The 7,804-nt window shown below is 61.2% G+C and carries 6 protein-coding genes and 1 tRNA gene; 5 read left to right on the forward strand and 2 right to left on the reverse strand.

Annotated elements, in window-relative coordinates:
• Positions 1 to 122 precede the first annotated feature (122 nt).
• Together ychF and AC1DUB_RS03685 are read right to left on the reverse strand one after the other, a co-directional pair.
• Complete coding sequence (gene ychF, locus AC1DUB_RS03680) at positions 123 to 1,214, reverse strand: redox-regulated ATPase YchF (RefSeq protein ID WP_477728349.1); 1,092 nt, start codon at positions 1,212 to 1,214, stop codon at positions 123 to 125.
• Between the two features lie 178 nt (positions 1,215 to 1,392).
• Entirely contained in the window at positions 1,393 to 2,280 is an 888-nt protein-coding gene (locus AC1DUB_RS03685) for an MOSC domain-containing protein (protein ID WP_477728372.1), read from the reverse strand.
• Positions 2,281 to 2,472: 192 nt separating this feature from the next.
• Between AC1DUB_RS03685 and AC1DUB_RS03690 the strand changes: the two genes are divergently transcribed.
• The 5 genes from AC1DUB_RS03690 to AC1DUB_RS03710 all read left to right on the forward strand — a co-directional run bounded on the left by AC1DUB_RS03690 (position 2,473) and on the right by AC1DUB_RS03710 (position 7,500).
• Entirely contained in the window at positions 2,473 to 3,594 is a 1,122-nt protein-coding gene (locus tag AC1DUB_RS03690; RefSeq protein WP_477728350.1) for an FAD-dependent monooxygenase, read from the forward strand.
• A gap of 47 nt (positions 3,595 to 3,641) precedes the next feature.
• Positions 3,642 to 4,355 (forward strand): DsbC family protein, encoded by a 714-nt coding sequence (locus tag AC1DUB_RS03695; RefSeq protein ID WP_477728351.1) that lies wholly within the window; start codon positions 3,642 to 3,644, stop codon positions 4,353 to 4,355.
• 319 nt (positions 4,356 to 4,674) lie between these two features.
• Entirely contained in the window at positions 4,675 to 6,492 is a 1,818-nt protein-coding gene (locus AC1DUB_RS03700) for a M61 family metallopeptidase (RefSeq protein ID WP_477728352.1), read from the forward strand.
• 104 nt (positions 6,493 to 6,596) lie between these two features.
• Positions 6,597 to 7,385, forward strand: a complete 789-nt coding sequence (locus tag AC1DUB_RS03705; protein ID WP_477728353.1) for an enoyl-CoA hydratase — start codon at positions 6,597 to 6,599, stop codon at positions 7,383 to 7,385.
• Positions 7,386 to 7,423: 38 nt separating this feature from the next.
• Positions 7,424 to 7,500: transfer RNA gene (locus AC1DUB_RS03710), tRNA-Met, on the forward strand.
• The last annotated feature ends 304 nt before the right edge of the window (positions 7,501 to 7,804 follow it).

Genomic DNA, 7,804 nt, shown 5'->3' on the forward strand with positions numbered 1-7,804 from the left:
TCCCGGTGAGTACGGTGGGCAGGAAGCGCCCGATGGCCATCAAAAATCAGCTTTCGGCCCTCGTTCTGCGATGACCATGACAAGAGGCCTGAAAGATCCCCTGCCGGGCGGTTATCGGCCAGTTAGCTGCTGAACAGGAAGTTCATCACGTCGCCATCCTTGACGACGTAATCCTTGCCTTCACTGCGCATCTTGCCAGCGTCTTTGGCGGCCTGCTCACCCTTGAAGGTGATGAAGTCATCAAATGCAATCGTCTGGGCACGAATGTAGCCCTTCTCAAAATCGGTGTGAATCACGCCGGCGGCTTGCGGGCCGGTATCGCCCACATGGATGGTCCAGGCGCGCACTTCCTTCACGCCTGCCGTGAAGTAAGTCTGCAGGCCCAGCAGCTTGTAGGCGGCCATGATCAGGCGGTTCAGCCCGGGTTCGTCCTGGCCGATTTCAGCGAGAAACATTTTTTTATCTTCTTCGTCCATGTCGGCCATTTCGGCCTCCATCTTCGCGCAGATTGCCACCACGGGGGCCTTTTGCGCGGTTGCGTAGGCTTTCAGGCGATCCAGGAACGGGTTGTTCTCAAATCCATCTTCCGCCACGTTGGCCACGAACATCGCGGGCTTGGCGGTGATCAGGAAAAACTGCGCCAGCAGCGGCAGCTCTTCCTTGCTGAAATCCACGGTGCGCACGGGCTTGCCCTCGTTGAGCGCAGCCTGGCATTTTTCAAGAATGGCCACCAGCTTGACGGACTCCTTGTCGCCCGAGCGTGCAGTCTTGGTCACCCGATGCAGGGCTTTTTCAACCGCCGCCAGGTCGGCCAGGCACAGTTCGGTCTGGATCACTTCAATGTCGGAGATCGGGTCCACCTTGCCGGCCACATGAATCACGTTGTCGTCTTCAAAGCAGCGCACCACATTGACGGTGGCGTCGGTCTCGCGAATGTGCGCCAGGAATTTGTTGCCCAGGCCTTCACCAGTGCTGGCGCCTGCCACCAGGCCGGCAATGTCCACAAACTCGACGATTGCGGGAACAACACGTTCGGGCTTGACGATTTCAGACAATTGGGCCAGCCTGGGGTCAGGCACTTCCACGATGCCTACATTGGGCTCAATCGTGCAAAAAGGATAGTTTTCGGCCGCGATCCCCGCTTTGGTCAACGCATTGAACAGGGTGGATTTTCCGACGTTAGGCAAGCCTACGATGCCGCACTTCAAACTCATGACAAACCTTCAAAAACAGATCCGGAAGTGTATTCGATGACCGTTAACGGACGTTCCCGGCGCCTCCTCAAAGGGGGCGGGGGCCCGCCGCGGGCCCTGTGGCCCGGAACGAGCCCCACCGGCCGCCCGATGAGGCCGGCGATGGTGTTCAGGCTAAAACCGGACTGCTCAAAAGGCCTCAATCAAAGCGGTAGTTGGCACTGACCGTCTGGCCGACCCTGAGCAGGTGATCGGTGCCGCGCAAAACGATGGCATTCATGCCGAAGGTCAGCGCGCCATCGACCCGCGCGTCTTGGCGGTAGGTTTGCAGCATGTCTGTGACCTCCGGGCTGCTGATGGCCGTGGCCGGGTCAATGTTGGGAATCGGACAACGCGGGCAAGGCTTGACCGGCTTGAGCTGCACCGCACCCTGTTCCGTGGCGATCTGCAGCAGGTCGAGCCGGTCTTCGTCGTGCGGCCCGAATTCGCTGTCGCCTGCCTTGCCCAGCACAATATTGGGCCGAAAGCGCGCCATCCCCACTGCGGCAGCGCCCGAGGCGCGCAGCCTTGCATTGAGGTTGTCCAGCGACGCTTCGCTCAGGACCAGCAGCGAATAACCGTCGCTGAACTGGTTGAGCGCCTCCACATCGCCGGTCCACTGACGGCTGGAGACTCTTTTGTGCTCGGGGTCAAAGCGCACCAGCCGCGCCGGGGTGCCGAGAAAATCGGTGAACCACTGGGCCGCGATGGCGCCCATGTCATAAGCGGCGACCTCATCGTCCCAGACCCGCACCCGCACCGGGCCCTCCACCTCGTCCAAAGCGACATGCAGGGCCAGCATGCCGGGGGCGCGCAGCACCATTTCGTGGTACTTGAGTTGAGGTTGAATCAGCGCCATGCGCGGCAATTCGCGCTGCGTGAGGAACGCGCCCTCCCCGTCCACCACCATCCAGGCCCTGTCAAATTCCAGGCCCGTTTCGGTCAGGATGGCTTCCTGCACACTCACCCCGGCGCAGGATTTCACCGGGTACACACACAGCTGCGAGATGACCGCGGTCAGGTCCGACGGTGTATCGGCAGTGTTCATCCCCGCGTCGTTCAATGAATCGCTCACTTTGATCAGTCCTTTTGAATTCGGGATGAATACCCGCTTAATACCCGCTTGATGCCAGCTGAATGGCCGTCGAAAGCCTGCCTAAAGCCTGCTTTATGCCTGTTTTGACCCATCTGGCAGACATGCTTTGAAGCATCAATTTTGCACTGCCTTCTAAAATGAGGGATGTCCAAGCCCTTTGATGTCTGTATTCGCGGCGACGGTGTGGTGGGTCGCACACTGGCCTTGCTGCTGGCGCGCGAGCGTTTGCGCGTGGCGCTGGTCACACGGCCCGACAGGGCGCCCGCAGCGCAGGCCGCAGCCGATGTGCGGGCGTACGCGCTGAACAGCGCCTCCCGCCGGGTGCTGGAAACACTGCGGGCCTGGCCCGAAGCGCCTTTTGCCACACCCGTTCTGGAGATGCAGGTGTGGGGGGACGACGGCGGCAAGCTGGATTTCACGGCGCTAAGCCTGGACGCCGGCGAAACGGAACGGGCACTGGCCTGGATCGTCGATGTACCGGCACTCGAAGAGCAGCTGATCCAGGCGGTGCGCTACCAGCCCCAGATTGAAATGGTGAAGACGCCAGCCAAAGCGGCGCTCACCGTGATCTGTGAAGGCCACAGGAGCAGCAGCCGCGATGAATTCGGCGCGCACTGGACCGTCAAGCCCTATCCCCAAAAAGCCATCGCCGCGCGGCTCGAGTCGGACAAACCGCATGGCGGCATCGCCCGCCAATGGTTTTCCCATGGCGACATACTGGCGCTTTTGCCTTTATCTGGCGCGGCGGGGAACTCTGTGGCGCTGGTGTGGTCTGTTTCTGTGGAGCGCGCGGGCGACCTGGAAAGACTGCCGCCGGAGCAATTCTGCACCGCCCTGCAAGCCGTCTGCGGCCAGGAGGCGGGTACCTTGCGTTTGACAAGCGAAAGGGCCAGTTGGCCCCTGGCGCTTTCCAACGCCGCGCATTGGGTTGGACCAGGCTGGGCACTTGCGGGCGATGCGGCGCACACCGTGCACCCACTGGCCGGGCAGGGCCTGAACCTGGGTCTGGCCGACGCAGCCACGCTCGCCAGGGTGATTGCGGAGCGTGAATACTGGCGCGGGCTTGGGGATGAAAAACTGCTGCGCCGATACGAAAGGGCACGCAAGGCAGACGTGGCCGCCATGGGCGCCGTGACAGACGGCCTGCACGGACTCTTTGCGCAAACCGATGGGCGCTGGCAGGCGTTGCGCAACTGGGGCATGAAGGGGTTTGCCCGCAGCGCCCTTCTGAAGAACTGGATCGCGCGGCAGGCCGCGGGTAGATGACGCCAACCGGAACCAACCGAAGTAACCGAAACAAGCAGAGGCAAAAAATGAAATTCGTAAAAACAATCGCCGTTGCCGGCCTGATAGCGTGCAGCCTGGGTAGTGCGCTGGCGCAGGAGGCGGCCATCCGCAAAAACCTGGCTGAAAGACTGCCCGCATTCTCGAAAATCGACGAAATCAGCAAAACCCCCATGAATGGGCTGTATGAAATTCGCGTCAATGAAACCGAAATTTTCTACACCGATGCGGAAGGCAACTTTTTGCTGCAGGGCCACCTGCTTGACACCCGTGCCAAACGCAACCTGACCGAAGAACGCGTTGAAAAGCTCACGGCGATAGATTTTGACGCCCTGCCGTTCAAGGACGCGTTTACCGTGGTGCGCGGCAATGGCAAACGCAAGATGGCGGTTTTTGAAGACCCCAACTGTGGCTATTGCAAGCGCTTTGAACGTGACCTGCAAAAAATCAGCGACGTGACGGTTTACATGTTTTTGTATCCCATCCTGGGCCCTGATTCGACCGACAAGTCCAAAAACATCTGGTGCGCCAAAGACAAGGCCAAGGCCTGGGTGGACCTGATGGTGCGCGACCAACCCGTGGCCAAAGCCAGCTGCGACACCGCGTCGATTGACCGCAACGTCGACTTCGGCAGGAAGCACAAAATCACGGGAACACCCACCCTGGTTTTTGCCAACGGCTCCCGTGTGCCCGGCGCCATCAGCGCGCAACAGGTCGAAAAAGGCCTCACCGACGGCAAGTAGGGCCTGCCACCGCCGCTGGCCCCAGTTGACGAGCCATCTGCAAACGATCGTAGTGGCCACACGCGCCTCTTCTTGCAAGCCCTGCAGCGCTCTGAGCCGTGCCTGCTGAAGGCCCGGAAATACATCCCGGCGCCTTGCAGCACCCCTATCCAGGATCGCTGCGCAAGGTTGCTGCGGATAGCCGACTCCCACGTTGCGCCCGCAGGGGCAGCTTTGAAGCCGCCTACTTCTTTGTCCTCGATCGAAAGGGGGGAGAAAGGATGGAGAGGGGCAGACGTAAGGGTGGAGTATTCTTTTGCCTGACATGCCAGGCCTCAATATGAAAAACAAAACACTTCCATCCACATCCATTCATTACCGCGTGGAGGTAGCCGATCCCAATGCCCACCTGTTTCGCGTGACACTTACCATCCCGTTACCGGCAGCCGAGCAACGGGTGGCCCTGCCGGTGTGGATTCCGGGCAGCTACCTGGTGCGCGAGTTTTCAAAAAACCTTCAGTGCCTGGAGGCCCGACAGGGAAGCCGCACGCCCCTGCCGGTGGAGCAAGTGGACAAATGCACCTGGCACATCCGGTGCGACCCAACCCGGCCACTGGTGCTGACCTATGAAGTCCATGCACGCGACAACTCGGTACGCACCGCCTGGCTGGACACCGACCGCGGCTTTTTCAATAGCACCAGCCTGTGCCTGAAAGTGGAGGGGCAGGAGAAAGCGCCGCATGCGCTGGAGCTGCCGGCGCCCAAGGCGCTGGCCGGCTGGGCGGTGGCCACGGGATTGACCGCACAAAAGGTCAACAAACGCGGCTTTGGCACGTACGTGGCAGCCGATTACGACGAGCTGGTCGACTGCCCGGTGGAGATGGGCGCCTTCTGGAGCGGCAGCTTCAGCGCCTGCGGCGTGCCGCACCGCTTTGTGGTGGCCGGTGCCGCCGCCACACTGGACGGTGACCGGCTGCTGGCCGATACCCGGAAAATTTGCGAAGCGGAAATCCGTTTCTGGCACGGCAGCAAGAAGCCGCCGTATAAAAACTACCTGTTCATGCTCAACGCGGTGGACGACGGTTATGGCGGACTGGAGCACCGCAACTCCACAGCATTGATCTGCAACCGCAAAGACCTGCCGCGGCTGGGCGAACCCAAACCGTCCGAGGGCTACACCACGCTGCGCGGCCTCATCAGCCATGAGTATTTCCATACCTGGAATGTCAAGCGCCTGCGCCCCGCAGAATTTGAAAACCACCACTACGACCGCGAGAACTACACCGGGCTGCTGTGGTTCTTTGAGGGCTTCACCAGCTATTACGATGACCTTCTTCTACGTCGGGCGGGCCTGCTGGACAACGCGGCCTACCTGAAACTGCTCAACAAAACCATTAACCAGGTAATGCAGACGCCGGGCCGGCTGGTGCAGTCGGTCGCCCAGGCCAGTTTTGATGCGTGGGTGAAGTACTACCGGCCGGATGAAAACACGCCCAATGCCACCGTGAGCTACTACACCAAGGGCGCGCTCGTGGCCCTGTGTTTTGACCTGACATTGCGCAGTGAAAGCCGGCCTGCCGAAAACGCCAACGCGGGCGCGACGCTCGACGACGTGATGCGCGCGCTCTGGCTGAACTGCAAGGCCGGACCCATGCGCGAGGCTGATTTTGCACAGGCTCTTCTGGCCTTGGGTCACCGCTCCTACGCGCCCGAACTGGCACGCTGGGTGCACGGCCGGGCCGAACTTCCGTTGAAAGAACTGCTGCAGCAGCACGGCGTGGCCGTATTCGAAGAGCCAGCCCAGCTGGCGCAGCGACTGGGCCTGCGGGTCGGCGAAGGCCACAGTGTGCAAATCAAGGCCGTATTGCGTGGCGGGGTTGCCGAGCAGGCTGGTTTCGCGGCCGGCGATGAATGGCTGGGACTGGAGCCCGCCGGCAGCGCGCGGACGCGCCATGCCGGCCACCCTGGCGGCTGGCGCATGAGCCGGCTGGACGATCTGCTGCTCTACGCAGGGACAGCCAAAAAAGTTTTTGCGCTGGTGTCGCGCGACAAGCGATTGATGCGGCTGGAGCTGGCCATGCCGCCCGCCCTCACCACCTGGCGGCTGGCGGTCCAGGATGCCGGACTGGTCGATCGATGGCTGGCGCCCAAGGCCTGAACCTCTGGATACGGCTGTCGGCATGCCGCAGGCGGAAAGCTTGCGCAATGCCGAAAACGGGCCGGAACGTGGCATGATAAATCGGTCAAAACGAAGGACTTCCCATGAGCTACGAAACAATTGTGATCTCTACCCAGGGCCCCGACACGCGCAAAGTGGGCATCATCACCCTGAACCGGCCCAAGCAACTCAATGCGCTCAATGACCAGCTCATGAATGAACTGGGAGCCGCACTCAAGGAGTTTGATGCGGACGACAGCGTGGGCTGCATCATCCTGACCGGCAGCGAGAAGGCCTTTGCAGCCGGCGCTGACATCGGCGTCATGGCGAACTACGGCTTTGCCGAGGTCTACAACAACGACTACATCACCCGCAACTGGGAGCAGATCCGCAGCATCCGCAAGCCGGTCATTGCAGCGGTCAGCGGCTTTGCGCTGGGCGGCGGTTGCGAGCTGGCCATGATGTGCGATTTCATCATTGCCGCCGACAACGCAAAATTCGGCCAGCCCGAGATCAAGCTGGGCATCATCCCCGGCGCCGGCGGCACGCAGCGCCTGCCACGGGCGGTCGGCAAGGCCAAGGCGATGGACATGGCGCTGACCGGCCGCATGATGGATGCCACCGAGGCGGAACGCGCCGGCCTGGTCAGCCGCGTGGTGCCGCTGGACAAACTCATGGACGAGGCGCTCGGCGCAGCCCTGATGATTTGCGGCTACGGCCAGATCGCGCTCATGGCCGCCAAGGAGGCGATCAACCGCGCCTTTGAAAGCGGGCTCAGCGACGGCGTGATGTTTGAGCGGCGCCTTTTCCATGCAACCTTCGCCACCAGTGACCAGAAAGAAGGCATGGACGCATTTTTAAATAAACGCAAACCGGTGTTCAGCCATCGCTGACGCCGGTCCTTTTCAAGCGGCTATAATATCGGTCGCGCGGTGATATAGCTCAGTTGGTTAGAGCGCAGCATTCATAATGCTGATGTCGGTGGTTCAAGTCCACCTATCACCACCAAACATTCAAAAAGGCGGGCCGATCATTGATCGCCCGCCTTTTTCTTTGGCCGGTGGTTGCACACAACCGAAACTGCTCAGAAAGCTGGGTCAACGCCGCCACAAATCTCTGAGAACCTGTTTACGATCTAAACGAGGCCGCGTTGGGGTGCAATCGGGATGAGTGGGGCGCCCGGGGTCCGCCGCATGGGCTCATGCCCATGCAAGGGCCCGGGTGGCTCAATCGCCCGATTTCACCCCAACCCGAAGGGCAAGCGCCTTCTCGGGCGGTCTGCGGCGTTGCGGCGCTTGCCCATAGCCCAAGC

It is taken from the genome of Polaromonas sp. P4_F9 (assembly GCF_056401235.1).